The 25,957-nt window shown below is 71.8% G+C and carries 22 protein-coding genes and 1 pseudogene; 14 read left to right on the top strand and 9 right to left on the bottom strand.

Translation table 11 applies throughout. The annotated features are described in order from the left end of the window. Window positions 1–269 precede the first annotated feature (269 nt). From V5P93_RS14800 to V5P93_RS14755, 10 genes are all read left to right on the top strand, one after another. On the top strand, window positions 270–1,670 hold the full coding sequence (locus V5P93_RS14800; RefSeq protein WP_104476062.1) for a ferric reductase-like transmembrane domain-containing protein: 1,401 nt from the start codon (window positions 270–272) through the stop codon (window positions 1,668–1,670). Between the two features lie 4 nt (window positions 1,671–1,674). After that, a complete protein-coding gene (locus tag V5P93_RS14795) occupies window positions 1,675–2,079 on the top strand; it encodes an FMN-binding protein (RefSeq protein ID WP_104476060.1) in 405 nt (134 codons plus the stop codon). Next, window positions 2,079–2,846, top strand: coding sequence for an FAD:protein FMN transferase (locus V5P93_RS14790; protein ID WP_219823871.1), 768 nt, complete (start codon window positions 2,079–2,081; stop codon window positions 2,844–2,846). Before V5P93_RS14795 ends, V5P93_RS14790 begins: the two co-directional genes overlap by 1 nt. A gap of 427 nt (window positions 2,847–3,273) precedes the next feature. Next, window positions 3,274–4,518: an MFS transporter gene (locus tag V5P93_RS14785; protein ID WP_219823870.1), complete on the top strand. Its 1,245-nt coding sequence runs from the start codon at window positions 3,274–3,276 to the stop codon at window positions 4,516–4,518. A gap of 10 nt (window positions 4,519–4,528) precedes the next feature. Then, window positions 4,529–5,398 (top strand): cupin-like domain-containing protein, encoded by an 870-nt coding sequence (locus V5P93_RS14780; protein WP_104476059.1) that lies wholly within the window; start codon window positions 4,529–4,531, stop codon window positions 5,396–5,398. Next, entirely contained in the window at window positions 5,395–6,657 is a 1,263-nt protein-coding gene (locus tag V5P93_RS14775) for an aminotransferase class I/II-fold pyridoxal phosphate-dependent enzyme (protein WP_104476057.1), read from the top strand. The genes V5P93_RS14780 and V5P93_RS14775 overlap by 4 nt, the downstream gene beginning before the upstream one ends. Beyond that, window positions 6,654–7,556 carry a CoA ester lyase gene (locus tag V5P93_RS14770; protein WP_104476056.1) on the top strand — a complete coding sequence of 301 codons (903 nt, stop codon included), beginning with the start codon at window positions 6,654–6,656 and terminating at the stop codon, window positions 7,554–7,556. Before V5P93_RS14775 ends, V5P93_RS14770 begins: the two co-directional genes overlap by 4 nt. 76 nt (window positions 7,557–7,632) lie before the next feature. Further along, a complete protein-coding gene (locus V5P93_RS14765; protein WP_219823869.1) occupies window positions 7,633–8,544 on the top strand; it encodes an acetaldehyde dehydrogenase (acetylating) in 912 nt (303 codons plus the stop codon). Window positions 8,545–8,644: 100 nt separating this feature from the next. Next, on the top strand, window positions 8,645–9,652 hold the full coding sequence (gene dmpG, locus V5P93_RS14760) for a 4-hydroxy-2-oxovalerate aldolase (protein ID WP_104476053.1): 1,008 nt from the start codon (window positions 8,645–8,647) through the stop codon (window positions 9,650–9,652). Further along, window positions 9,649–10,575: an ornithine cyclodeaminase family protein gene (locus V5P93_RS14755; protein ID WP_219823868.1), complete on the top strand. Its 927-nt coding sequence runs from the start codon at window positions 9,649–9,651 to the stop codon at window positions 10,573–10,575. Before dmpG ends, V5P93_RS14755 begins: the two co-directional genes overlap by 4 nt. On the opposite strand, the gene V5P93_RS14750 is transcribed toward V5P93_RS14755, so the two are convergent. After that, a complete protein-coding gene (locus tag V5P93_RS14750) occupies window positions 10,557–11,057 on the bottom strand; it encodes a MaoC family dehydratase (RefSeq protein ID WP_104476051.1) in 501 nt (166 codons plus the stop codon). The genes V5P93_RS14755 and V5P93_RS14750 overlap by 19 nt on opposite strands. Window positions 11,058–11,098: 41 nt before the next feature. Between V5P93_RS14750 and V5P93_RS14745 the strand changes: the two genes are divergently transcribed. Next, the gene (locus tag V5P93_RS14745) at window positions 11,099–12,409 is read left to right on the top strand and encodes a hypothetical protein (protein ID WP_104476049.1); all 1,311 of its coding nucleotides are present in this window, start codon (window positions 11,099–11,101) and stop codon (window positions 12,407–12,409) included. A gap of 112 nt (window positions 12,410–12,521) precedes the next feature. Here V5P93_RS14745 and rox read toward each other — a convergent pair whose 3' ends face one another. The 6 genes and pseudogenes from rox to V5P93_RS14715 all read right to left on the bottom strand — a co-directional run bounded on the left by rox (window position 12,522) and on the right by V5P93_RS14715 (window position 19,308). Further along, entirely contained in the window at window positions 12,522–13,943 is a 1,422-nt protein-coding gene (gene rox, locus V5P93_RS14740) for a rifampin monooxygenase (RefSeq protein WP_104476737.1), read from the bottom strand. A gap of 489 nt (window positions 13,944–14,432) precedes the next feature. Further along, window positions 14,433–14,570: pseudogene (locus tag V5P93_RS14735) on the bottom strand (IS30 family transposase); the annotation flags it as partial. 121 nt (window positions 14,571–14,691) lie between these two features. After that, window positions 14,692–14,898 (bottom strand): helix-turn-helix domain-containing protein, encoded by a 207-nt coding sequence (locus V5P93_RS14730; protein ID WP_146107878.1) that lies wholly within the window; start codon window positions 14,896–14,898, stop codon window positions 14,692–14,694. 105 nt (window positions 14,899–15,003) lie between these two features. Continuing rightward, complete coding sequence (locus V5P93_RS14725; protein WP_245930930.1) at window positions 15,004–15,309, bottom strand: hypothetical protein; 306 nt, start codon at window positions 15,307–15,309, stop codon at window positions 15,004–15,006. Between the two features lie 29 nt (window positions 15,310–15,338). Then, window positions 15,339–15,575 (bottom strand): TetR/AcrR family transcriptional regulator, encoded by a 237-nt coding sequence (locus tag V5P93_RS14720; protein WP_245930927.1) that lies wholly within the window; start codon window positions 15,573–15,575, stop codon window positions 15,339–15,341. 40 nt (window positions 15,576–15,615) lie between these two features. Beyond that, window positions 15,616–19,308 (bottom strand): hypothetical protein, encoded by a 3,693-nt coding sequence (locus V5P93_RS14715; RefSeq protein WP_104476046.1) that lies wholly within the window; start codon window positions 19,306–19,308, stop codon window positions 15,616–15,618. Window positions 19,309–19,506: 198 nt separating this feature from the next. Here V5P93_RS14715 and V5P93_RS14710 point away from each other — a divergent pair, with 198 nt between their 5' ends. From V5P93_RS14710 to V5P93_RS14700, 3 genes are all read left to right on the top strand, one after another. Next, on the top strand, window positions 19,507–20,904 hold the full coding sequence (locus V5P93_RS14710) for a DHA2 family efflux MFS transporter permease subunit (protein ID WP_245930925.1): 1,398 nt from the start codon (window positions 19,507–19,509) through the stop codon (window positions 20,902–20,904). A gap of 79 nt (window positions 20,905–20,983) precedes the next feature. Beyond that, window positions 20,984–21,643 carry a TetR/AcrR family transcriptional regulator gene (locus V5P93_RS14705; protein ID WP_104476043.1) on the top strand — a complete coding sequence of 220 codons (660 nt, stop codon included), beginning with the start codon at window positions 20,984–20,986 and terminating at the stop codon, window positions 21,641–21,643. A gap of 113 nt (window positions 21,644–21,756) precedes the next feature. After that, the gene (locus V5P93_RS14700) at window positions 21,757–22,311 is read left to right on the top strand and encodes an HD domain-containing protein (RefSeq protein WP_104476041.1); all 555 of its coding nucleotides are present in this window, start codon (window positions 21,757–21,759) and stop codon (window positions 22,309–22,311) included. Window positions 22,312–22,346: 35 nt separating this feature from the next. Here V5P93_RS14700 and V5P93_RS14695 read toward each other — a convergent pair whose 3' ends face one another. Next, entirely contained in the window at window positions 22,347–24,542 is a 2,196-nt protein-coding gene (locus V5P93_RS14695; protein WP_104476039.1) for a glycosyltransferase family 39 protein, read from the bottom strand. Continuing rightward, entirely contained in the window at window positions 24,539–25,729 is a 1,191-nt protein-coding gene (locus V5P93_RS14690; protein ID WP_104476038.1) for a bifunctional glycosyltransferase family 2/GtrA family protein, read from the bottom strand. Before V5P93_RS14690 ends, V5P93_RS14695 begins: the two co-directional genes overlap by 4 nt. Window positions 25,730–25,957 lie beyond the last annotated feature (228 nt).

Raw genomic sequence — 25,957 nt, 5'->3', positions numbered from 1 at the left:
ATGTCACGAAGTTTTTTGAAGATCAATACCGGAGACGACCGCGCTCCGCCCACCCCTAGGCGCAATATTCACCCGAAAGTGTGGGCAACCTTCCGGCCACGCGGAAGACTCGCCCGTCCCGTTTTTGTCCAGTTCGCATTCGCGTACAAAACCGCGGAAATCCCGCCATTCACCGGTCCGCTCCCACGCACAGCGGACGCACAGGTCGCTCCCAACGCGCTCCCAGAACCGTCGGCGACGGTAGGGGCAGTCGACCGGAAGGACCGCCCGTGACCGCCCTCACCGAACCGCCGACGCTGCCCGCGACCGTCCCGACGACCTCGCCCGCGGGTGTCGACCGCGGCGTGCGAATCGCCGCCGGTTCGGCGCTGTGGGCGGCGCTGCTGCTGGTCACGTACTGGTGGACCACCGGCGGCGGCCTCGGGGCGCTGGCGGAGTGGGAGTCCGGCCTGACCTCCCTCGGTCGCCTCACCGGCCTGGTCGCGTCCGTGCTGCTGCTGGCGCAGGTCCTGATGATGGCCAGGGTCCCGGTCCTCGAACGCGCCTTCGGCCAGGACCGCCTCGTCCGCCACCACCGCGTCGTCGGGTTCACCTCGGTCAACCTCATGCTGGCCCACGTCGTCCTGATCACCTGGGGCTACGCGGCGGGCGACCTGGTCGAGACACCCGCGACGTCCTGGCAGCTGGTGACCGAGTACCCGGGCATGCTGCTGGCGCTCGCGGGCACGGTCTGCCTGGTGCTCACGGCCGTGACCAGCGTCAAGGCCGCGCGCCGGAAGATCCGCTACGAGTCGTGGCACCTGCTGCACCTCTACGCCTACCTCGGCGTCGGCTTGGCGCTGCCGCACCAGTTGTGGACCGGCCAGGACTTCCTGTCCTCCACCGCGACCACGGTGTTCTGGTGGTCCCTCTGGGGCGCCTCCGTCGGCGCGGTGCTGGTCTGGCGGCTAGGGGTCCCGATCACGCGGAACCTGCGGCACCGGCTGCGCGTCAGCGCCGTGGTGCCGGAGGGCGACGGCGTGTACTCGGTGCACCTCACCGGACGGGACCTGCGCCTTTTCCCGGCTCAGGCCGGTCAGTTCCTCGGTTGGCGGTTCCTCGACCGGAAGGGCTGGACACGCGGCAACCCGTACTCCCTCTCCGCCGCGCCCGACGGCCGCGGCCTGCGCATCACTGTGCAAGCGTTGGGCGACAACAGCATCCGCGTCGCACAGCTGCGACCCGGCACCCGGGTCCTGTTCGAAGGCCCCTTCGGCAGGCTCACCGAACGCGCCCGTGCGAGTCGGAAGGTGGCGTTGATCGGCGCGGGTGTCGGCATCGCGCCGCTGCGCGCGCTGGCCGGGGGAATGGCGTACGCGCCGGGCGAAGCCGTTGTGCTGCACCGGTTCACCGACCGCCCCCTCTTCGAGACCGAGTTCCAGGACCTGGCCCGGCAACGCGGGCTCCGGGTGGTGCCCCTCCCGGGCCACCGCCGCGGCCACGACTCCTGGCTCGGCGACGGCGTCGCGCGGCTCGACGACCTGGCGGTCCTGCGCGCGCTGGTACCCGATATCGCCGACCACGACGTGTACGTGTGCGGTCCGGCGCCGTGGGCGGCGCTGGTGTGCCGCACGGTCCAGGCCGCCGGGCTCCCGGCCGCGCGGCTGCACGTCGAGCACTTCGAGTGGTGAGGTCATGAAACGCGTCGTCATGTGGGGTTTGAGCACGCTCACCGTCCTCGTGCTCCTCTTCGGTTACCACACCTCGACCTCCGCCGCGCTGCCCGCGAGTTCGGAGGTGGTCGCGGTCGGCACGTCGTCGGGTGGCCGGACGGTCACCGGTCCGGTGGCGCAGACCCGCTGGGGTGCGGTGCAGGTCGCGATCACCCTGGCGGACAACAAGGTCACCGCGGTCACCGTGCTCCAGTCCCCCGATGCCAACCGCAAGGACCAGCAGATCAACGCCCGCGCGCTGCCCATCCTCACCGAGGAGGCGCTCGACGCGCAGAGCGCCGACATCGACATGGTCAGCGGCGCTACGGTGACCAGCGAGGGCTACCGCGAGTCCCTCCAGGGCGCGCTCGACGAGGCGGGGCTGTGATGGCACCATCCACACCGGACTCGAAGCGCTACGTCGAGCACGTCATGGGCATGCCGATCAGCCTCGCCCTGCGCGGCGCGCACACCGACGACGCGTCGGCGCGGTCGGCGTGGGCGGCGGTGATGGCCGAGTTGCGCGAGGTGGACCGCGTGTTCAGCACGTTCCGCGTGGACTCGGTGATCTCCCGCCTCGGCCGCGGCGAGATCGGCCCGGTGGACTGCCCACCCGAGGTCACCGAGGTGCTCGGACTGGCCGAGTGGGCCGAGCACGACTCCGGCGGCGCCTTCCGCGTCCGGCGCCCGGGCCCGGACGGCGAGTCCGTGCTGGACCCGAACGGCGTGGTCAAGGGCTGGGCGGCCGAGCGCGCCGCCGAGCACCTGCGCGCGTTGCCCGACACCGGCTTCTGCCTCTCCGCAGGCGGCGACCTGGTCTGCCGGACCCTCGACCCGGACGGCGCGCCGTGGCGCGTCGGCGTCGAGGACCCGCGCTCCCCCAGCAAGATCATCGCCGTCATCCCGATCCGCTCCGGCGCGGTCGCGACCTCCGGCACCGCGCACCGCGGCGAGCACATCGTGGACGGCCGCACCGGCCGCCCGCCCGCCGACGTCGCCTCGGTGACCGTCGTCGCCGACACCCTCACCTGGGCCGACATCGACGCCACCGCCGCCTACGCGCACGGCCGCGACGCCGCCACCTGGCTGCGCACCCGGCCCGACCGCACCGGCCTGGTCGTCTGGCGCGACGGCCGCACCACCGTCGTGGCCTGATCCCGCCCCTTCGGGCGCCCGCGCGGGCGGCTGTCCACCTCGGTCACCACACCACCGGCTGAACGGCGGCCCAGTGCGGTCCGGATCACACCGTCCACCCTAACGGTCCACCTTGGCCACACGATGACCACAAAGCGACCCGGCGGGGTAATGGGTATCGTGGTTGATCGACGCGGCTTTCCCGGAGGTGGAATATGGGCGGAACGCACCCTGGACCCGACCCGTTCTCGCGTTTGTCCGTGCGGCGAAACGCGATACCGGAATGCGTACCCGGTTGCGCCTTTCAGCCCCGGGTCGCGGCGCGTTTGGGGCATTGACAGCAGGTGGGAGCCCGCCTAGCGTGACCCGGCGTCGCCGCGTTTAGCGAGCAGCGCGGCGGTTCGGCCTTTCGGCGGGGCATTACCAGTATTCACAGAACAGGAGCATTGTGTCCGCAGGGGGCGCCAAATCCGGCTTTCTGGCGTATTCGACGTTGCTGCGTTCGCCCGGGGCCGCGGCACTGGGCCTGTGGGGCTTCGTCGGGCGCTTCCCCATCGCCATGCGCTCGCTGGCCTGCCTGCTGCTGGTGTCCGCGGCGACCGGTTCACTCGGACAGGCCGGGGTGGTCGCGGCGACGCTGCTGGTCGCGCAGGGGCTGGCGAGCCCGGTGCTCGGGCGGCTGGCCGACCGGCACAGCCAGCGGCGCGTGCTGCTGCTCGCGTGCGCGGGCCACGGCCTGGGCCTGGTCTGGCTGCTGGTGGCGGCGGTGCTGCGGGCGCCGCTGTGGCTGCTGGTGGTCGCGGCGGTGGTGACCGGCTGCTCGTCGGTGTCGCTGACGTCGTTCATGCGGGCCAGGTGGGCCGCGCTGGTCGACCAGGGCGGGCTGCGCACCGCGTACGCGCTCGAGTCCATGTTGGACGAGACCATCTTCCTGCTGGGACCGCTGCTGGCCACGGCGCTGGCCACCGCGGCGCACCCGGCGGCGGGGCTGGTGGCGTGCGTCGTGCTGACCACCGCGGGCTCGATCGCGCTGGCGCTGCACAAGCCGTCCGAGCCCGGCGTGAAGCCGGTCGACCCGAGCGGGCCGCGGCGGGCGATCGCGGTGCGCGGCGTGCAGGTGTTGATCGTCGCCTACGCGGGGTTGGGTTTCCTGCTCGGCGCGGTGGACGTGACCATGGTCGCGTTCGCGAAGGAGCAGGGGTCGCCCGGGATGGCCGGGGTGTTCCTGTCGCTCACGGCGGTGGGGAGCCTGGTCGCGGGCGGGGTGTACGGGGCGGTGGACTGGCGGCTGTCGCAGGCCCGGCTGCTGTCGATCACCGCCGGGACGGTGGCGGTGGGCACGGTGCCGCTGGCGTTCGCCGGGTCGTCCCTGGCGATGGCGGGGTTGGCGGTGGTGGCCGGGGTGGCCCTGTCGCCGTCGTTGATCGCGGGTAGCACGTTGTTGGAGTCGTTGGCACCCAGGGGTTCCCTGTCGGAGGGGTTCTCGTGGCTGAGCAGCGCGGGCGCGCTCGGCATCGCCGCGGGCACGGCGGTGGGCGGGCGGCTCGCCGAGTCCGGCGGTTCGTCGCACGCGGCGCTGGCCGCGGTCGGCGGCGGGGTCGTCGCGCTGGCGTTGAGCCTGTTGGGCCAGTCCGCGTTGCACGCGGGCACCCGGGACGTGCCCGCGGGTAGTGGTTCGGTCGTGGAGAGGTGAGGGAAACACCATGAGCACAACAGAGTCGGTTGAGCCGGTCACCGAGGAACTGGGCGGGGTCCCGGTGCCCCGGTTGGGTTTCGACGAGTTCCTGGCGTTCGGCCGGGAGGCGCTGATCCGGGCGGACGTGCCCGTGGTGATCACGCTGCCCGACAGCGTCCAAGGGCTGGGCCGCGAGGGTGTCGCGGAGCGGCTGGGCGACATGTCGGTGACGCTGTTCACCGAGCCCAGCGACAAGCAGAACTCCGCGCGCTGGACCACGCGCGACATCAAGCTGCGCGAGTTCTTCGCCGACGAGCGGTACCTGACCGACCCGGGCACGTGGAACCGGATCGTGTCCAACATCCGCAACAACCCGGCCGACGTCAACGCGATCCTGGGCTTCGACGCCGGGGAGCTGTTCGACTACCGGCGCTCGCTCAACGCGGCGAACCTGTGGATCAGCCACAAGGGCGTGTTCACCCAGAGCCACTTCGACGAGCTGGAGAACTTCAACATCGCGCTGGAGGGCCGCAAGCGGTTCGTGCTGGCGCCGCCGGGGTCGTGGGACTACTACCCGCGCTCGCTGCGCAAGGGCTTCGGCGACAAGTCCCAGGCGTTCGACTTCGACAACGTCGACGCGCGGCGGTTCCCCAAGCTGGTGGGCCGGTTGGCCGAGCGGCGCGAGCTGGTCCTGGAGCCCGGTCAGATGCTGTACCTGCCGCTGGGCTGGTGGCACCAGGCGGAGTCGCTGGCCGACATGAACATCAACATGAACTTCTGGCTGCGCGACACGAAGATCCTGCGCCGCCCGTACGTGCTCGGTGTCGCGCTCTACACCGCGCTCTACCGCAAGCTCAAGGGCGTCTACAACTACCAGCCCGCGGAGTCGCAGTCGTGACCGGGCGCGAGTCGATCACCCCGCCGCACCGGTACCGGGACAACGACAAGGCCGTCGGGATCGGCAACGCGTTCTGGGACATGTCCGAGCGCAACGGTCTCGCCGGGATCGTCGCCGAGCTCGACGACGGCCTGCTGCGCACCGCCGACGGGCACGAGTTCGTCAACTTCACCTGCTGCTCCTACCTCGACCTCGACTCGCACCCCGAGGTGATCGAGGGCGCGGTGGCCGCGCTGCGCCGCTTCGGCGTGCTCGACCACTGCATCCCGCGCAGCCGCGTGCAGATCCCGGCGCTGCTGGAGCTGGAGGCGTCGCTGGGCGAGCTGTGGGACGCCGACGTGGTGTCCGCGATCTCGGCGGGGGTGGCCAGCGCGGGACTGCTGCCGCTGGTCGCGTCCGGGCACCTCGGTGACGGGACCCGGCCGCTGATGGTGTTCGACAAGTACTGCCACGTGTCGATGGCCAACGCGAAGCCCGCGTGCGCGGACGAGACCGAGGTGGTCACCTGCGCCCACCACGACCTCGGCTTCCTGGAAGACATGTGCAAGCGCTACGAGCGGGTCTGCTACGTCGTCGACGGTGCCGACAGCCTCGGCGGGTACGCGCCGGTGAAGGAGCTCAACGACCTCCAGGACCGGTACGGGCTGCTGGTCTACTTCGACGACTCGCACTCCGTGTCGGCCTACGGCGAGCGCGGCATGGGGTACGTGCGGGAGAACAGCAGGCTGCAGGACGCGCGCACGGTCACCGTGGCCACGCTCAACAAGGCGTTCGGCACCAGCGGCGCGGCGATCGTGCTGGACGGCTTCGACAAGTCCGTGCTGCGGGTGATCGAGCGGTTCGCCGGGGCGCTGAGCTACTCGCAGCCGATGAACACCGCCGCCGTCGGCGCGTCCTTGGCGTCCGCGGCGATCCACCGGACGCCGGAGCTGGTCACGCGGCAAACCCGGCTGGCGGCCAACATCGAGCTGTTCGACTCGCTGGTGCGGACCGCGCAGTCGGGGGCGGAGTTCCCGATCCGGGTCGTGCCGATGGGCGACGACGCCGTCATCGACGCGGGCAGGCGGGTGTTCGAGGCCGGGTTCTACGTCTCGCCGGTGTTCTTCCCGATCGTGCCGCGCGGCACGGCCGGGCTGCGGGTGATGATGCGAGCCGGTCAGACGGTCGACCAGATCCGGTCGCTGTGCCGGGTGCTGGTCGAGGTCGGCGCCGACGCGGTCACCCTGGCCGACGAGGTGCCGGGCGGGGTGCTGCGGTGACCGGGGCCATCCCGCGCAGCGTCCTGTACACCCCGGCGCTGTCGCTGGACCGGGTCGTGAAGGCGTGGTCGTACGACGCGGACGTGCACCTGGTCGACCTGGAGGACTCGGTGCCGCCCCGGGAGAAGGCGGCGGCGCGGGAGGTGTGCCGCGCGGCCCTGGCGAAGGCGCCGAGACCGGAGAACGTCGCCGTCCGGGTGAACCCGCTGGGCACGGTCGAGGCGGTCCACGACCTGGTGCTGCTGGCCGAGTCGGCGGTGCGGCCCGGGTTCGTGGTGATGACGATGGTCGAGTCGGCGGTCGAGGTGCGCCTGCTGCGCGACACCCTGGCGGGCGCCGGGGCCGCGCCGGAGGTCTACGTGACCGTCGAGACCGTCGCCGCGCTGGCCGACCTCGACGCGATCACCGCGGCGGCCGACGGCCTGGTCCTCGGCTCGGCCGACCTGGCCGCGACGCTGGGCGTGGAGATCACCTGGGCCGGGATGCTCGCCGCCCGCCAGGCGATGGCCCTGGCCTGCGCGCGGCACGGCAAGGCGTGCGTGGACACGGCCAACTTCCGGCTGTCCGCGCCGGACGTGCTGGCCGACGAGCTGACCCGGATCCGGGAGCTGGGCTTCCACGGGAAGGCGACCGTGCACCCGGCGGAGCTGCCCGCGATCAACGCGGCCCTGCGCCCGGACCCGGCGGAACTGGCCAGGGCGCGGCGCGTGACGGAGGCGGTCCACGCGGCGGGCGGCGGGGTGGCGGTGCTGGACGGCGCGATGGTCGGCCCGCCCTTCGCCCGGCTGGCGGAGATGACGGCGGTGCGGGGAGACGCGTGGACAGCGCGGTTCGGAGGTGCGCGGACCGCACTGCTGGGGGGAGATGGCGTGGTCGAGCAGCGTGGGGGTGCGCGGTGAGAACGACGTGGACGACGGTCGACCGGATCGCTCCGGCGGATGGGGACGGTGCGGTCGGACGGCGCGGGGGTGCGCGGTGACGGCGGTGGAGATCCCGGCCACGGACCTCGTGGCGCCGGTGCGGGTGGCGGTGCTCGGCACCGGGGCGATCGGGCAGGACCTGGTGCACAAGGCGCTCCGGTCGCCCGTGTTGGACTGCGCGCTGGTGGCGGGGCGCAACCCGGAGTCCGCGGGCTTGCGGCACGCGGCCCGGCTCGGCTGCCCGACCAGCGCGGACGGCGTCGACGCGATCCTGGCGGCGGAGCGGTTCGCGGTCGTGTTCGACGCGACCAGCGCCGCCGCGCACGCCGAGCACCGGCGGCTGCTGGAGCCGCTGGGCACGCTGCTGGTCGACCTGACGCCGAGCAAGCTGGGCCGGATGGTGGTGCCGACGGTCACCGGGGTGCCGGAGTGCGCCGACATCAGCCTGGTCAGCTGCGGCGGTCAGGCGGCGGTGCCGGTGGCGCACGCGCTGGCGGGCCGGTACCGGGTCGAGTACCTGGAGGCCGTGTCGACCGTGGCCAGCACGATCGCGGGCCGCGCGACCCGGATCAACCTCGACGAGTACGTGGCCACCACCCGCCAGGCGCTCAGCGAGTTCACCGGGGTGCGCGACACCAAGGCGATCCTCAACATCAGCCCGGCGGTCCCACCCGCGACGTTCCGCACGGCCGTCCGCGCGATCGTCCCGGGCGCCGAGGTCGAGGAGGTCCGGGCCGCGGTGTCCACGGCGGCGAAGGCCGTGCGCACCTTCGCGCCGGGCTACGAGGTGCTGGGCTGCACCGTGACCGGCGACCGCGTGGTGGTGTCGGTCGAGGTCACCGCCAACAGCGATGTGCTGCCGCACTACGCGGGCAACCTCGACATCATCAACGCGGCCGCCATCCTGGCCGCCGAGCAGCACGCGGGCCGCTTGGCGCGCTCCGCGAGAACCGGGGTGCACCGATGACCCGGATGGCCATCCACCGCTCGGCAGTGCGCCGCCAGCCGATATCCGCCCATCAACACACGGCCTGTCACGCGTGGTCCAGGGAACCGGGGGTGCACCGATGAACCGAGTCATCATCCACGACCCCACGTTGCGCGACGGGCAGCACGCGGTGCGCCACCAGCTCGACGTCGCCGCGTTGCGCGGGTACGCCGAGGCCGCCGACGCGGCCGGTGTGCCGGTGGTCGAGGTCGGCCACGGCAACGGGCTGGGGGCGTCGTCCCTCCAGGTCGGGCGGGCCGCCGTGAGCGACGACGTGATGCTCTCGACCGTCCGGGAGGCGTTGCGGCACAGCCGGATGGGCGTGTTCATGCTGCCCGGCTGGGGCACGTCCACGGACCTGCACCGGGCGCTCGAGCACGGCGCGGACGTGGTGCGGATCGGGGTGCACTGCACCGAGACCTCGCTGGCCGAGCGGCACCTGGGCTTCCTCGCGGAACAGGGCGCGGACGGGCACTGCGTGCTGATGATGAGCCACATGGCTTCCCCCGACCAATTGGCCGAGCACGCCGTCGCGGCCGTCGGCTACGGCGCGCGGGCCGTCGGCCTGATGGACTCGGCGGGCAACTTCCTGCCACCGGACGTGTCCGCGCGCATCGGTGCGATCGCCGCCGCCGTCGACGTGCCGGTCATCTTCCACGGGCACAACAACCTGGGCATGGCGGTCGCCAACTCGGTCGCCGCCGCGCAGGCCGGGGCCACGATCATCGATGGCTGCGCGCGCGGCTTCGGCGCCGGCGCGGGCAACACCCAGCTGGAGGTGCTGGTGCCGGTGCTCGAACGCCTCGGCTTCGACACCGGCATCGACCTCTACGGCCTGCTCGACGCGGCCGAGTTCGCCGAGCGCGAGCTGATGCCCGCGCCGCCGGTCACCGGGTCGCTGAGCATCGTCAGCGGGCTCGCCGGGGTGTTCTCCGGCTTCAAGCACCAGGTGCTGGACGCGGCGGGCCGGGCCGGGGTGGACCCCCGCGACGTGTTCTTCGAGCTGGGCAGGCGGCAGGCGATCGCGGGCCAGGAGGACCTGATCGTGGACGTGGTCGCCGAGCTGGGCCGCCGGGAGGTCGCGTGACCACCACCGTCACCGCCGCGCGGATGTCCGGTCCGAAGCGGATGCTGCGGGTGGTCGACGCGCTGGCTGAGGTGTTCGCCGACCTCGCGGCGGGGGCGACTCGCTCGCCGTCGCGGACGGTCGTCGAACACGGTGACAGCCAGCTGCTGGCCGGGACAGCCGTGTGGGAGCGTCGCGGGGTGGGCAGCGTGAAGATCACGACGCTGACACCGGACAACCCCGCGCGCGGGCTGCCGCTGATCCACGGTGTCGTGGTGCTGACCGACCTGGTGACGGGCCGGATCACCGCGCTGCTGGACGGCGCCGAACTGACCGCCGTGCGGACCGGCGCGGTCGCCGCCCTGGCCACGCGGGTGTGCGCGGACCCGGGTGCGGACGAACTCTCCCTTGTCGGGGCTGGAGTTCAGGCAAGGGCGTTGGTGAACGCGGTGTCGGCCGTACGTCCGATCAGGACTGTTCGGGTGTTCTCCCGGACCCCGGCGCGGACCGGGGAGTTCGCGTCCTGGGTTCGGGAGAGCCACGGCCTGCCGGTGTCGGTGTGCGCCTCGGTGCGGGACGCCGTGGTGGACTCCCCGATCATCTGCACCGCGACGTCGACCTCGGGCTCGGAACCGTTGGTGGCGGCCGACTGGGTGGCGCGCGGCGCGCACGTCAACGTCATCGGCGGCACGCACGAGGATGCCGTCGAGGTCGACCCGGCGCTGCTCGCGGCGGCCTTCGTCGTGGTCGAGGAGCGCGCCGCGGCGGTCGAGGACGCCGGTGAGGTGCGGGCCGCGCTGGCCCGCGGCCTGATCACCGAGGCGGACCTGCACGACCTGGGCACCGTGACGGATCGACCCGTTGGCACCACGGTGTTCCGCGGTGTCGGTATGGCCATTGAGGACACCGCTGCCGCGGCGGCGCTCTACGAGGCGTCCGGGTGAGTGCGGCAGCGGACCATGAACGAGCGCTCGAACACGATGACGGTCTCACCGGTGGACTTGGTGCCGGTGGTCTCGACGGTGATGATCCCGTTGCCGGGCCGGGAGTTCGAGAGCCGCTTGCCGAGGATCCGGCTGGTGGCGTAGAGGGTGTCGCCGACGTAGACCGGGTCCTTGAGCCGGACCCGGTCCCACCCGAGGTTGGCCACGGCCCGCGCGGAGAGGGCCTGCACGGTCATGCCGCCGACGAGGCACAGCGTGATGCCGCTGTTGACCAGGATCCGCCCGTACTCGGCGCCCTCGCCGTAGGCGCGGTCGAAGTGCAGGGGGTGCTGGTTCATGGTCAGCAGGGTGAGCCAGGTGTTGTCGGTCTCGGTGAGCGTCCGACCGGGCCAGTGCCGGATCACCATGCCGGGCTCGAAGTCCTCGTAGTCGCCCCCGTGCTCCTCGACGAACTCGTCGTCCCCCACCTGCCGCAGCGTCATGCCCGCCCCTTCACGTTGGTTTGCAAAGGAAGTGCTCACCGATGACCACGCACCCCTGGTTCGGAGCTTACAGTTTCGCGCCGACGGCACCAGCCCCCGTCATCCGCGAGCGGCTGCACTACGAGATCCGCGACACGGGCTGGCCGTACCAGCCGTTCCTCCCCGCCGCCCCGATCGCCCTGCCCCGAGCCTCCCACGCCGAGCTGTTCCGCGCCGCTTCGGCACTGCTGGACCTGGTGCGGCGCACGGCCTTGGAGACGGCGGACACGACCGAGGGTCGGCTGAAGGCGTACCGGATGCCGGAGAGCGAGCACCGGCTGTTCGTGGCGGACCAACTCCTGGAGGAGCGCTACGCCGACCGCGTGGCCCGCCCGGACGTGGTGATCGGCCCGGACGGCCCGAAGTTCCTCGAGTTCAACGTCAGCGGCGCCCTGGGCGGTCCGATCGAGACGCACTGCCGGATGGCGGTGTGGCGTGACCTCTACGGCATCGACGGGTTGAGCCCGTTCGGCGCCCGGGCCGCGATGTTCCGGGACCTGTGCGTGGAACTCGGTGTGTCGCCGAGGGTGGCGATCGTCGGAAGTGCGCGGGACCAGGGGGTGTCGTCGACGCGGTACTTCGACCTGGAGTCCGAGTACTTCGGCGCCTTGGGCCTGCACGCGCGGTTCTTCGAGCCCGAGGATCTGCACGGAGCCTGGGATTGCGCGCCGGAGTCGCGGTACGGGGTGGGGTTGCGCAACTTCACCATCCCGGATTGGGAGGGCCTGGGGATCGACATGGCACCCGTGCAGGAGGCGCTGGACCACGGGTGCCTGCTGGTGGGCACGCAGACGTCGACTTTCCTGTCGAGCAAGGTGACCATGGGCCTGCTGTCGGAAGGACGGCCGTGGATGACCACCGCCGAACGCGCCTTGGTCGCGAAGTACCTACCGTGGACCCGAGTCCTGACCGACCGCCGAACAACCTGGGAGGACCGCGAGGTAGACCTGCTCCGCTTCACAGTGGACACTCAGGAGCGGTTGGTGTTGAAGGCGGGGCTGGGGATGAGTGGTGAACAGGTCATGATCGGCCGCGACACCGCCCCCGGCGAGTGGGAGTCGGCGGTGACCGCCGCGGCGGAGGTGGGGACGAGCGTCGTCCAGGAACACGTCACCCCGCAAACCTGCTCCCTGTGGGTGATCCCGGAGGAGGGAGACGAGGCCCACCAGGCGGAAGTCGCCCCGGTACTCGGCCCCCTCCTCTTCGGCTCCCACCCGGCGGGCATCATGACCCGCTTCTACGCCGACGGGAAGACCGGCATAGTCAGCGTCTACGGCGGCTCGGCATCGGACACCTGCGCGGTCGCGGTCTGATCGCCGAACCACGCGACCGCACCAGCCGAGCCGGACGATCTCGGACACCCGCCACCGCCCGGTCACACCGCGGTGTCGACCCCCTCCTGCCACGACGACCGGCTCGAGTCGGTCACGTGGCGGCGCCGAACCAGCGGGTCAGGTGCACCTGGAGTTCCCGTTGGTCGCCACCGACCCAGGCGACGTGACCATCCGGCCGCAGGAGCAGCGCGGGCACGTCCAACTCCTCGGTCACCTCCGCCACGTGATCCACCCTGTCCTCCCAGCCCGCCACCTGAAGCCCACCCGTCTGGTCGAGCAGAAGACCCCGACCACCGCGCATCCGCTCATAGAGACGACCGGTCTTGAGCGTCACGTCCCGCAGGCGTTTGCCCAGCAGGTCGTGGCCCTCACCGAGGTCGTACCGGATGTCGAGAGCGGTGATCTTCTCGATGAGCCTGCGGTTCACCTCGTCGATGTCCACCAACTCCGCCAACAGCCGCCGCACGGCCTGGGGGCCGGGATCGGTCGACATCAGGTGCATCTGCGCCCGCGTGTTGTCGAGCACGGCCGCGGCCACCGGGTGGCGTTCGGCCTGGTAGGTGTCGAGCAGATCGTCCGGCGCCCAACCCGCGACCGCCGCGGCGAGCTTCCACCCGAGGTTCACGGCGTCCTGGATGCCGAGGTTGAGCCCCTGCCCACCGGTGGGCGGGTGGATGTGCGCGGCATCGCCCGCCAGGAAGACGTTGCCCACCCGGTAGCGCTCGGCTTGACGGGTGGCGTCACCGAACCGGGACAGCCAGCGCGGGGAGTGGACACCGAAGTCCGTTCCCGCGTAAGCGTGGAGTTGCCGTTTGAAGTCGTCGAGGGTCGGCGGGATCGCACGGTCCTCCGCCACCCCGTCCGCCGGGACGATGACCCGGTAGTACCCCTCGCCGAGCGGCATGGTCCCAAACCGAGATTGCGTCTTGCGAACCTCAGCCCCCACAGCAGCCACCACCTCCGGCGACTCCGCGATGGCCATCTCCCCCAACAGCGTCTCCACGGTGGTGGGCTCACCGGGAAAGTCCACACCGACGAGCTTGCGAACCGTGCTACGACCACCATCGCAACCAACGAGGTACCGAGCCCGCAAGCAAGTCCCATCGGCAAGCTCAGCCGCAACCCCGCCATCCTGAGTGAGCCCAACGAGTTCAACACCACGACGAACCTCGGCACCCATCTCAACAGCACGCTCGGCAAGCAACCGATCAATAACAGTCTGCCGAATACCAAGAACATAGGAGTGACTGGTGTCGAGCCGCTCCGGCCACCCCTTGCCAAGCCCCGCAAAGAATCCCCCCACCGCATGCTTGGTCCCGAGGGCAAGGAACCGGTCCAGCAAACCACGCTGATCCATCAACTCGATGCTGCGCACATGCAACCCCAACGCCCGAACAACCGGCGTCGGCTCCACGTCCCGATCAAGCACCAGCACGCGCACACCGTGCAACCGCAACTCGCCCGCCAACATCAAGCCGGTCGGACCAGCCCCGACAATGACCACGTCGAACATGAACCGCCCATCCACTAAGCACACCCCCACACCCACAGGCCCCAACCACTACGGCGGGCAATTCTGGACCACAACCCAGCCCTTGCCACAAGCCCCCCAGTGCGCTATATGTTGAAGTGGGAGGGAGTCACTCCCCCAATCCCACACAACGGATCCCGCTCCCACACGGTCGAGCACCGGCCACCCCACAACCGCCGCAGGATCCCAGCCCCACCCAACGCAACGCGGCAACACCGGACCCACCCCACAACCGCCGCTTGAGTCCAGCCCCCCCGCCTAACGCAACGCGCCCGCACCATTCGCCTTGATTGGGTGGACTTGCTTTGCGTGGGGGGACGAGCCTGCCAAATTCTCCTGCGGGTGGGGTGGGCTTGCCCCTCCCCACCGCTCTTGCCCCACCGCAGGCTCGTAGGGGCCCTTGACCTCAAGGGGTCATTGCGACACGGTGTTTGACCAGAAGTTCGTTGTTGTCATCTTGTTCGCCGGTGGCATCACGAACCGGGTCTGGCGTTCCACCAGGGTCGGGATCTGAGACTTGCACGCGGACCCGAGGATTGGATCGCCTTCCCGGAAGTCGGGCACGGCCCGGTCCTCGTCCTCTTTCGGGCGTTCGCCGATGTTGACCATGCCCACGATCAGGTCATGTCGAGGCTGCTTCCGTCACGGTGACACACGTTTCGCGCGACCCGGATCGCAAAGCCTTGTGCGTCATGGCCCGCAACCCGCCCGCGCGTTCCAACTTGCGCGACTACGGTCGGGCACGCATCGCCGCAGCGCGTTTCCCCGACTTCACCGCTCGATAAGCCAGCCACCCACCAGTACGGGCTACCTCCCGAGCGATCACCGAATGACGCCGCACCAGCGCCCGCCCGATAAACCTGAAAGACCGCCTCGCTCTCAACTCCCGCGAAATCGTTTCCCGCTCCTCGGAACTCAACACCACACGCCACAGCATGATCTCTGATCACTCATCCCCGAGATCATCTCATGCCTGGCGCATCGACTCCTTGAGGTCAAGGACCGACAGAACCGGAAGATCAACAGCGAGCCTGTGGACAACTCACTGCCCGGCGGAAGCAGCACCCGCCTTGTCCCGGGCCAACAGGTCGGCAGCGATGCCCTTGGCCATTTCAGCAGGACGAGCATTCCGCAGCCGGATAGCGGTAATGATCGCTCCATCCGCCAACAGGTTGAGGGTCTCAGCAAGGCCATCAGCATCGTTGTACCCAGCCGCCACCAGCAGGTCACGGAGGTACGCGATCGTGGCCAGTTCGTGCCTGGCCGCGACCTGATGAGCCGGACTCTCCGGATCCGCCGACTCCACCATCGTGTGAATGGCGGCACACCCCCGGTAGTCATCGGCCACGAAGCGCTCCGCCAGGGCGTCTAACACGGTCAGCGGGGACCGCCGCGGGTTGCCACGGCGTCGGACAGCCAGGCGAGCCAGGTGTCGCTGAAGGTTCGGATCGTGAGGACGACCAGGTCGTCCTTGCTGGCGAAGTGCCGGTAGAACGACGCCCGGCCGACACCCGACACCGTCAACAGCCGCTCGACGCCGACGGCTCGGATGCCCTCCGCGTAGAACAGTTCCTGCGCCGCGCGCAGGAGGCGCTCGCGGGCATGGGTCGGCATCGGACGAGGATAGCACCCACAACGGTACCGTTCGGTACCGTCACGGACAGGGCGGCGCGTACGGCACGTCCTCGCCGACGTGCGCGCGCCAGCTGTCCGGGGTCAGAGTGCCGCGGGTGGTGTCACAGACCCGACGGGCATCGCCCACCACGTCGAGGTTCCACAGCCGCAGGGTCCGGTCCATGCTCCCCGTCGCCAGCGTCCGCCCGTCCGCGCTGAACGACACCGACAGCACGCCCGCGCCGTAGCCGCCGAGCGACTCCTCCGACAACACCGGCGCGCGCGGGTCGGAGACGTCCCACAACCGCACCGCCTGGTCGAAACCGCCCGTGGCCAACGTGCGGCCGTCCGGGCTGAAGGCCATGGTGAAGATCGTGTCGGTGTGCCCCGCCTGCGGTTCGGGCAGCCGCACGGGACGCGCGCGGTCCGTGACGTCCCACAGCCGCACGGTCGAGTAGTCGCCGGTCGCCAGGATCCGACCGTCCGGGCTGAACCGGACCGCGTACACCGGCGAGTCGTACACCAACGGCTCCCCCAGCGCCGTCGGCCGCGCCGGGTCGGACACGTCCCACAGCCGCACGGACTTGTCGAAGCTGCTGGACACCAGCGTGCGCCCGTCGGGGCTGAACGCGACCGTGTACACCGGACTGCTGTGCTCCGTGATCGACCGGAGAACCTTGGGGTGCAACGGATCTGCCACATCCCACACCGCGACGCTGTCGTCGCCCGCCCCCGAGGCCAACGTGCGCCCGTCCGGGCTGAACGCCAAGGTGTAAACCGTCTCGCTCCCCACGACCGGCTCCCCCAACTGCCTGGGGTGCACGGGATCGGAGACGTCCCACAGCCGGATCGAGTGGTCTTGACTGCCGGACGCCAGAACCCGACCGTCCGGCCGGTAGGCGAGCGCGTACACGATCTCCGTGTGCCCCTTCAGCGGTGGCCCCGCCTGCCGGACCTGGGCGGGTTCCGTCATCGACCACTGCCGCACCCCACCGCCCACGCCACCCGTGGCCAGCATCCCCGTCGCCGGGCTGACGGCTGTCGACGCGACCACGCCCAGACCCGCGTCCAGGGAACTGGGCGGCAGGTCCCACAACCGCACGACCCGGTCCGCACCCGCCGTGGCGAGCGTGTGCCCGCCCGGTCCGAACGCGACGGTGTGCACCGCGCGGGTGTGTCCGGTCAACGGTTCCCCCACCGCGACAGGTGGATCCGGGTCCGCGACGTTCCACAGCCGAGCGGACTGGTCGGTGCTGGCGGTGGCGACCGTCGCGCCGTCCGGGCTGAAGGCGACGCCGTTGACCGCGTTGGTGTGGCGCGGCGGCGATTCCGCGAGCGGTCGCGGCGCGGTCGGGTCGGTGACGTCGACCATGCGCAGCTTGGTGTCGCCGTTCGTGGCGACCAGGCGCCCGTCCGGGCTGAACGCCACCGAGGTCACCCGGACGTTCTTGTCGATCACCACCCCGCCCAGCGGCGCGGGTGCCGCCGGGTCGGCGACGCGCCAGAGCCGGATCGCGCCGTCGTCGCCGCCGGTGACCAGCGCCTGTCCGCCGAGGCCGAACGCCAGCGCGCCGACCGGCCCGTCGTGCGCCGCGATCGGCGGACCCGCGGGCCGGGGGTGCGCCGGGTCGGCGACGTCCCACAGCAACACGCGGTGGTCCGCGCCGCCGGTCGCCAGCACGGGCGCGTCCGGTTTGAACGCGACCGGCACCGCTCCCCTGGTGGCCACCGCCAGCGGTGCGCCGAGGCGGGCCGGGTGGGCCGGATTCGACACGTCCCACAACCAGACCTTGCCGTCCGAGCTCCCGGCCGCGAGCACCCGGCCGTCGGGGCTGAACGCCACGGACCCGAGTTGCCCCTCCGGCCCGATCAGCGGGCCGCCGAGCGCGACCGGGCGCCGTGGATCACCGACGGCCCAGAGCCGGACCGTCTGGTCCGCCCCCGAAGAGGCGAGGGTGCGGCCGTCGGGGCTGAAGGCCAGCCCCCAAACGCCATCCGTGTGGCCGGTCAGCGGTGTGGACAACGGCCCGTTGCCCGCGACCACCAGCCGCGAGTACGTGTCCTGACTCGGGCGCATCCGGTGCGCCACCAGGGAAAGCTGAGCCGAGAGCGACGGGTCGACCGGCCGCAGCCGGTCCGCCTCCGACACCACGCGCCGGTAGACGGCGAGGTCGCGCTGTTCGACGGCGTCCTGCCTGCTCTGCGCGGCCCACACCGCCGCGCCGGACGCCACCAGCGCCAACACGCCCAGAACCGCGATGACCGCGGTGCGCAGCCCGCTCGCGCGCCGCCGCGCCCGCACCCCGGCGTCGAGGAACGCCCACCCGGTCGCGCTCAGCTCGCCGGGGTGGGTCCCGGTCGCCTGTTCCAGCCTGCTTCCCCGGTACAGCAACGCGCCGTCGCGCCCGCCGCGAACCCACGCGACGGCGGCGTCCTCGAGGTCTTGGCGCAGCAACCGACCCGCGCGGTCGGCGTCGAGCCAGCCGCGCAGCCGGGGCCAGTGCCGCAGCAGGGCCTCGTGGGTGATCTCGACGGTGTCCGCGCGCCGGGTCAGCAGCCGGGCTTGGGTGAAGGCGTCGGCGACGGCGGCCACGCGGGCCGGGTCCATGCTCATCGAGAGCAGTTCGTCGCGGGAGAGCCTGCGCCGGATGTCTTCCGTGCCGTCGCCGACGCGCACCAGGCGCGGGAACAGCCAGGCGGCGGCGTTCCGCCCGGCCGGATCGAGTCCACTGTAGACGCGCTCGGCGGAGGTGGCCAAGGCGTACCGGATGCCGCCGGTGTCCTGGTACCCGCGGACCGTGAGGAGGTGACCGTGGCGTTGCTGCCAACCAACGCGCAGCGCGTGCGCGAGCAGCGGCAGCCGACCGGCCTCGTAGTCACCACCCGAGGCGCCGAGATCGCGCAACAGCACCTCGACGAACCCGTCCTCGACCCGCAGACCGGCCGCGCGCGCCGGGAACACGATGGCCTGCCGCAGCTCGGCCTCCGCCATCGGCCCGATCACCAGCGGCTTGTCCTGCAACGCGACGCGCAGCTCGGGGTGGTCCACGCACGCCGAGTAGAAGTCCGACCGGACACCGAACACGACGAGCGCGGCCGGGTTCGGCGCGGCGGCGAGCCGCACCAGGAGTTCGATGAAGGCCCGGCGTTGCGCCAGGTCCGGGCACAGCGTGAACAGCTCCTCGAACTGGTCCACCACGATCAGCGGACGGACCGAGTCCACAAGGGACACCCAGTCGGCCGGGTTGTCCGGCAGCGAGCCGGATCCGGTCAACGCGGCGATGTGCGCGGCCAACGCGCGCATGGGTTCCGCGGTCGGGGTGAGCACCACGGACGGCCGCCTGGCACCGGGCACCGCGCCGCGGGCGAACGCGGGCAGCAGCCCGGCGCGCAGCACCGACGACTTCCCGGCACCCGACGGCGCGACCACGACCTGCACGCCACCGGCCGTCTGCCTGCTGTCCAGGTGCGCCACCAGGTCCGCGACCACCCGCTCCCGCCCGAAGAACCACGCGGCCTGTTCGGGTCCGAATGCGGCCAGACCCGGGTAGGGGCAGTCCGATTCGACGCGTCCCGGTACCGCGCGCCGCTGCGCGGGCACGCCGTCGTCGTAGTACAGGTGCTGGTCGCCACCCACTTGCGTGAGATGGGCGGCCTGGATCGCCGTGCCGTACACGACACCGGTCATCTCGTTGCGCGACACGGACTTCGAGACCGTTCGGTCCTGTTCCACCGTCCACTCCTGAACCGCCGGGGATTCCAGGGTATGGAGAACACGGCCCGCGATCCGCGATCTTGGCAACGACCACCCGATCGGGCTGACGTTTGGCCGGCTTCTGTCAGATGGCACGGCTGACGTGGTGGACGACGACCGCGCGACCATGATTGTATACGCGTATACAAACTGCCGAGCATCATGGGGGATGCCATCGTGGGGAATCCGGATCGAGGGCGCGCGCTCGCCGCCGTGGCCCTGGCGCAGTTCATGGCGACGCTGGACATGTCGATCGTGAACGTGGCCCTGCCCGCCATCCGCGCGGGCCTGGGCGTGGACCCGTCCGCACTGCCCTGGGTGGTCAACGCCTACGCCCTGTTCTTCGGCGGGTTCCTGCTGCTCGGCGGCCGTGCCGCGGACGTGTTCGGGCAACGGCGGCTGCTGGTGTTGGGCACCGCCGTGTTCGCCGCCGCGTCGCTGGTCGGCGGGCTGGCGCGGGACCCGTGGCAGCTGATCGGCGCCCGCGCGCTGCAAGGACTCGGCGCGGCGCTGATGGCACCGGCCGCGCTGGCGCTGCTCACGCTGACGCAGCGGGAAGGCCCGGAGCGGGCGCGGGCGCTGGGGGTCTACGCGGCGGTGTCGGCGGTGGGCGGCTCGCTCGGGGTGCTCGCGGGCGGCCTGCTCGCCGAGTACGCGGGCTGGCGGTGGGTCATGCTGGTCAACGTGCCGTTCGCGGTGGCCGTGGTCGCGCTGGCCGTGCGCGCGGTGCCCCCGGGCGCGTTCGCGGGCGTGCGAGGGCGGTTGGACGCGGTCGGCGCAGTGCTGGCCACCGCCGGTGTCGGCGCGCTGATCCTGGGTGTGACGCGTACCGAGGGCCACCCGTGGACGTCGACTACGACCTTGCTGACGCTGGCCGGCGCGGTGGCGCTGCTCATCGCTTTCGCGTGGTGGGAACGCCGTGCTCCCGAGCCGTTGGTGCGCCTGGAACTGCTGGCCCACCGCTCGGTGTCGGGCGCGAACCTGTTCATGCTGCTGCTGTGCGCGGGCCAGTTCGCGGCGTTCTACTTCGTGTCGCTGTACCTGCAGCAGGTCCTCGGCCTGCCGGGCGCGCGAGCCGGGTTGGCGTTCCTGCCGATGTGCCTGGCCGTGGTGATCGGGATCGCCGCCTCGACGCGCCTGCTGCGCCGGGTGCGCGTCCGGCCGCTGCTGATCGCCGGTGGCCTGCTCGCCGCGGCCGGGTTCCTGTGGCTGGGTCTGGCGATCGGCCCGGACAGCGGTGTCGCCGCCGCCGTGCTCGCGCCGTCGGTCCCCACCGGGCTGGGCATCGGGCTGTGCTTCGTGCCGCTCACCGCCGCCGCCACCGGTGGCCTGCCCCGGCACGCGGCGGGCACCGCGTCGGCGCTGCTCAACAGCGCCCGCCAGATCGGCGGCGCGATCGGGCTCGCCGCGCTGGTGACCGCGCAGGTGGCGGTGACCGGCGGCCGGGAGGAGGTCTCCGCCACCACCGACGGCTACGGCGTCGGCCTGGTCCTGGCGGGCGCCTGCCTGCTCGCGGCGGCGGTGGTCGGCGCGGTCGTGCTGCCGCGCGCGTCTCGGACGGCGGTGGACGCGTGACCCGCCCGCGCGGTCCTGGGGGTCCGCGCGGGCGGGGGCGCGCGACAGGGGATTAGGGTTGGCCGGTCGAGGGGGGACCATGGCTGGCGAGGACGCGGGCAAGCGCAAGGTCGGGCGACCCGCGCGGCTGTCGGTCCAGGCCATCGCCGCGGCGGCGACCCGGATCGTGGCGGCCGAGGGCGTCGACGGGCTCTCGATGCGCCGCCTGGCCAAGGAGCTGTCGTCGACGCCCATGGCGCTCTACCACCACGTCCGCGACAAGGACGAGCTGCTGATGCTGGTGCTGGAGGAGTACGCCCGCGACCTGCCCCGTCCCGAGCTGCCCGCGGAGCCCCGCGCGCGGTTGCTGGCCGCGGCCACCACGATGTACGAGCTGCTGGCCGGGTTCCCGTGGGTGGTGGAGGTGCTGGCCACCGACGACCTGGCGGCGCCGTCCGCGCTGTGGCTGGTCGAGGACATCCTCGACGCGGCCATCGCGTGCGGGCTGTCCCCGGAGCGGGCCGTCTACGCCTACCGCGTCATCTGGTACTACACGGCCGGGGACCTGCACATCGGCTACCAGCGCACCCGTCGCCAGGCCGCGGCCGGGGAGCCCAAGCACCTGCGGCGGGTGTTCGCCGAGCTGGACCCGGCGCGGTTCCCCCGGATCACCTCGCTGGCCGCCGAGTGGGCCACGGTGGCCCGCGCGGACCGGCACCGCGAGGCGCTCGCCGACATCATCTCGGGACTGCTCGACTGAAGGTCCACTGCGGACTGGGAAAGAACTGTTGTTGGGGCCGGGTTCACGCGGTCGGACGGTGCCGTTCACGACCGGTGCGCCACCGCGTCGGCCGGGCCGGTCAGGCTGGTGCGGTGTACGACGAAGCCGGGCCCACCCGGGCGGCGGAACTGGCCGCGGCGCTGCTGGGTTCCCTCGGGAACCGCTGGCGGCACACCGTGGCGGTTGCGGGACGAGCGGCCGAGCTGGCCGTGACGGTGTCGCGGGCGGAGCGGTCCGTCCTGGTCAGCGCCGCGTGGCTGCACGACATCGGCTACGCGCCCGACCTGGTGGAGACCGGTTTCCACCCGATCGACGGCGCCCGGTACCTGACCCGCGCGGGCTGGCCGGACCGGATCGCGGCACTCGTCGCGCACCACTCCGGCGCCCGCTTCACCGCGCCGTTCCTCGGGTTGGGTCGCCAGATGGCGACCTACCCGTACGAGGACTCCCCCGTCTCGGACGCGCTGACCTACGCGGACCAGACGGTGGACAACCGGGGCACGCGCGTCTCGCTGCGTGACCGGTTCACCGAGATGCTGTCCCGCCTGGGGCCGGACTCGGCCAACGCGCGCGCCCACCACCTGCGTGAACCCGACCTGCTGGCGGCGGCGCACCGGGTGGAGCGCAGACTCACCAGTTGCCGCTGAGCGGGTCCCGGCGTCGACCGGGACCCGCCCTCCGGCTACCTGGGCGCGCAGTCGTAGAGACCCTGTGCGCCGCCGAAGAAGCCGCCGGACTCGGTCGGGGCGGTCGTGCCGCCGTACTCGGTCGCTGGGACCTCGCGGCAGTTCTGGTCGATCCACTGCTGCCTGCCCGTCGCGGCGCCGAACCCACCCGGACCACCGGGTCCGCCTCGGCCGCCCCCCGGAAAACCACCGCCACCACCGAGGACGTAGCGCAGGGTGCCGTCGGCGGACCAGGTGCGCAACTGCTCGACCGACGGGGCGTTGTCGGCGCCCATGAAGCCGCCCATACCGATGACGACCTCGTCGCTGCCGAAGATGAAACTAGAGGCCATCATCGACGGGCCGTTGACCGCCAGTGTGATCGCGGCACCACCGGAGTTGCGCTTGGCGTAGTCGAGGACCTTGCGCTGCTCGGCGGTGAGTCCGGTCTCCGCACCGGGGAAGCGACCACCCGCGAACTGGCCGCGGGGAACCTGACCGCCGCCCGGTCCACCCGGGGGCATGCCGCCCCCCGGGAACCGGCCACCACCGGGGAATTGGCCTCCCGGCGGGAACTGTCCGCCGGGGCCACCTCCACCGGGGAAGCGACCACCGGGACCGCCGCGCATCCCGAAGCCACCGAAGTCACCGGACGGTCCGGCGGCGGGCATCACCCCGTTCCCCGACGCTTGCACCGCCGTTCCGACACTCCACACCACCGGCACCAGCAGCAACGCCAGCAGTCCCGCGGCGAGCCCAGGACCGCTCAACGCGGGCACGAACCGACCGCCCACCAACCCGATGACCGCGACGGCGGCCACCACCAGAACGGCCCACGACGTCCAGCCGTTCCAGTTCGCGCGCAGTGACAATTCCGAGGCCCAGATCGCGGTTCCGGCCACGGCGAGCGGCAGCAGCGTCCAGCCGAATCCTTCCGGGTCGCGGTAAACACGCCACAACCACCGCAGGCCAACGGCGACGATGGCCGCTATGGGCGGTGCGAGCATCGTCGTGTAGTACGGGTGCCAGATGCCTTGTGCGAAGCTGAACACAACCGTGGTGACTACGAGCCAACTCCCCCAGAGCACCCACAACGCGCGCTCCGCCGGGGTTCCCGTGGTGCGCCGCGCCACGGCGAAGATCACCACGCCGACCAGGATCGCCAGCGTGAGCGGCAGCAGCCAGGAGATCTGGCCGCCGACGGAGTCGTTGAACATCCGGCCCGCGCCGGGCGTCTCGCCGAACCCACCGAACCCCGGCCCGCCACCCGGACCGCCGGGGCCGCCACCGGGCGCGTTCCCCGGGTCGAACCCCGGCGGTGGACCGGCGCCCGGCGACATGTTGCCACTGCCGCCGAACACCCGGCCGAGTCCGTTGTAGCCGATCACCAGGTCCCACGCGGAACCGTCGGTGCTGCCACCGATGTAGGGCTTGCGGCCCGGCCACAGCGCGTGCGCCGCCAGCCACCAGAACGACGAAGCGACGAGCACGACCGCCGCCGCGGCGAGGTCGAACAGCCTGCGCCGCAACGGGACCGCGGTGAACACCAGGTAGGCGACCGCCAGTCCGGGCACCAGGATCCACGCCTGCAACATCTTCGTCAGGAAGCCGCAGCCGATCAAGGACGAGCACAGCAGCAACCAGCGGGTGCGGGCGCCGCTGTCGGCCGACTTGATCGCGCGGGTGAACGCGTAGGCGGCGGCCACGAGCAGCAGGACCAGCAGGGTGTCCGGGTTGTTGTCCCGGTTGATCGCGACGGTGACCGGGGTGACCGCGAGTACCAGCGCGGCCAGCAGCGCCGCCTTCTCCCCCGCCCACAGCCGGACCGCGCGGTGCAGCAGGAACACCGCCGCCACGCCTTCGACGACCTGCGGCAGCAGCAGCGCCCAGCCGTGGAAACCGAAGATCAGCACCGAGATCGCCTGCGGCCACAACGACATCGGCGGCTTGTCCACCGTGACGACGCCGTACGGGTCGAAGGAGCCGAACAGGAAGTTGCCGAACCCGTGGGTCATCGACTTCACCGCGGCGGCGTAGTAGGTGTTGCCCATCTGCCCCGCGCCGATCCGCCACGCGTACAGCACCGCCGCGCCCGCGCATACGGCCACGAGCGTCCACACCGCCCATCGGGCGCGCCGGGGTTCCCCGGGTGGTTCGGCGACCGGCCTGGCCTCGTCCGGCTGCGGCGCCTCGGTGGGGGTGGTGACGGTCATGACTCGTCCTTCATCGTCGATCCTTTTCGTTGACGCGCGCGGAATACCCAGCCGCGCAGCAGGAGGAAGCGTCCCGCGGTGCCCAGCACCGAGGACACCAGCAGCACCACCAGTTCGAGCAACCGCGGCGGGTTGGGGTCGACGTGGTGCAGCGCCAGCAGCGCGCCCGAGGTGAACGCGTAGTACAACCCGAACACCGCGAAGCCCTGGAGGTGGGCGTGGCCGCGGCCCTTGACGGTTCCGGTGAAGGTGTAGCGCCGGTTGGCCTCGGTGTTGAACAGGGTGGTCAGCACCAGCGCGACCAGGTTGGCCACCAGCACCGGCCACCAGAGCCGGAAAGCGCTGTACAGCGCGAGGTTCGCGACGGTGGAGACCACGCCGACGGCCGCGAACGACAGCAGCTGCCAGGAGAGCGCGCCGGTGCGGCGGCCCAGCACCGCGTCCGGGTGCGCGGCGCTGGGCGCCGGTCGGGTGGGCAGGCCGGGGACCCGGGCCGCGCCGGTGGCCTTGGCGCGCGCCACGCGAGCCAGGCCGCGCAGGTCGGCAAGCGCCGTGCCCACCACGTCGACCCGGCTGTCCACGTCCTCGACCCAGTCCACCGGGACCTCGTGCACCCGCAGGCCGTTGTACTGCGCCAGCAGGAGCAGTTCGGTGTCGAAGAACCAGCCGTCGTCGCGGACCCGGTCCAGCAGCGGGCGGAGCACCGCGGTGCGCGCGGCCTTGAAACCGCACTGGGCGTCGGAGAAGCGGGCGCCGTGGGTGAGCCGGACGACCCTGTTGTAGCAGCGGGAGACGAACTCGCGCTTGGGGCCGCGCACGGTCCGCGCGCCCGCCGCGAGGCGGGAGCCGATGGCGATGTCGGAGTGCCCGTTGAGCAGCGGCGCCACCAGCGGGGCGAGCGCGTCGAGGCCGGTGGAGAGGTCGACGTCCATGTACACGACGACGTCCGCGCTGCTCGCCCCCCAGGACTCGCGCAGCGCCAGGCCGCGGCCCTTGCGGTCGAGGTGCTGCACGCGGACGCGGTCGTGGCTGACCGCGAGGTCGACCGCGACCGCGCGGGTGCCGTCGGTGCTGGCGTTGTCGACCACCACGATCGTCCAGTCGTGTGGGAAGTGCTCGGTGAGGTACTCGTGCAGCACCCGAACGCAACCGGGCAAGGCGCGTTCCTCGTTGTGCACCGGTACCATTATGTCCACTGTGGACAGCACCGGCGGGGTCCCCGCCCTCGGCCGTCCCGGGCTCGCCGCCACCGACACGTCGATGTCTCCCTGCCGTCCTGGTTCTGCCGGATCGTGACCGGTCGTCACTCACGGTGGCCCGGACCGCATGAGAACGGCCTTGGCACCCGCTGAGAGATTCGTGAGAGCCCATCCCAGTCCCCCGTGGCAAAACCACCCCCTCCGCCCGCCGCCGGT

Origin of the sequence: Actinokineospora auranticolor, assembly GCF_041897805.1 — a bacterium.
GTDB lineage: Bacteria > Actinomycetota > Actinomycetes > Mycobacteriales > Pseudonocardiaceae > Actinokineospora > Actinokineospora auranticolor.
This window is presented reverse-complemented; position numbering and strand designations above follow the sequence as displayed.